The sequence below is a fragment of the Alteromonas sp. S167 genome (assembly GCF_036864375.1).
GTDB lineage: Bacteria > Pseudomonadota > Gammaproteobacteria > Enterobacterales > Alteromonadaceae > Alteromonas.
Genome location: NZ_JAZETR010000034.1, coordinates 1 through 666 on the forward strand (window position 1 = coordinate 1; position 666 = coordinate 666).

1 protein-coding gene and 1 pseudogene are annotated in these 666 nt (G+C 40.2%); both read right to left on the reverse strand.

What is annotated here, in order from left to right:
- A pseudogene (locus V7R35_RS17890) lies at positions 1-165 on the reverse strand (DUF3718 domain-containing protein); the annotation flags it as partial.
- Between the two features lie 267 nt (positions 166-432).
- A partial coding sequence (locus V7R35_RS17810) for a DUF3718 domain-containing protein (protein WP_334016219.1) occupies positions 433-666 on the reverse strand: 234 nt, incomplete at its 5' end.

The window sequence follows — 666 nt, forward strand, 5'->3', positions numbered from 1 at the left end:
CGATTGTACGCTTCTCATTTTCTTGCGGAGCTCACCTTTATCGTCTGCTTGTACGATAGTGCAAATGTTTGCCAGTGCTTCGTTAATGTCGTTAGCTTGTGCTGCGTTAGAAAAAGCTAAAGTAGATGCTGCTAGTACTAGAGAAGTTTTAACAATTTTCAACATGGTTAAATTCCTTCGTTTTAAGTTAATCGGTTTGTTTTTGTTCGTTGGGGTGTATTAAACCCTAACCGTTTAACAAGAAAAACATGCCGTGGAATAACTAGGTATTACACTTTATACCTTTGACTGATCATTAGTGAATTTTCTTATAAAATGAATGGTTTAAAAAAGAAAAAGGCCCCGTAGCAGTGGGGCCTTGTAGTGCAGCTTGCGCTGCAACCATGTTGAACTGGTTCACACGGCTAGGTGAAGCATTAAGCTAACCTGATATTAAATTCTGTCGTTAAGCGTTGCAGAAATAGGCGAGTCTTGAAGACCTTGCTCTGCAATCCACGCTTGTAGTGTTTTGCCATCAGCTTCTGGCTGCGTTAGCTCTTTGCTTGGCATTTTCTTAACAAGTAGAGTGCCTACTTCAACAGCATCGCTCGTAATTGCTGTACGAATAAGACTTTGGCCGTTACATGAAATACCAGAGTAGTAGTCACGTAGCTTTAATTTGTAATC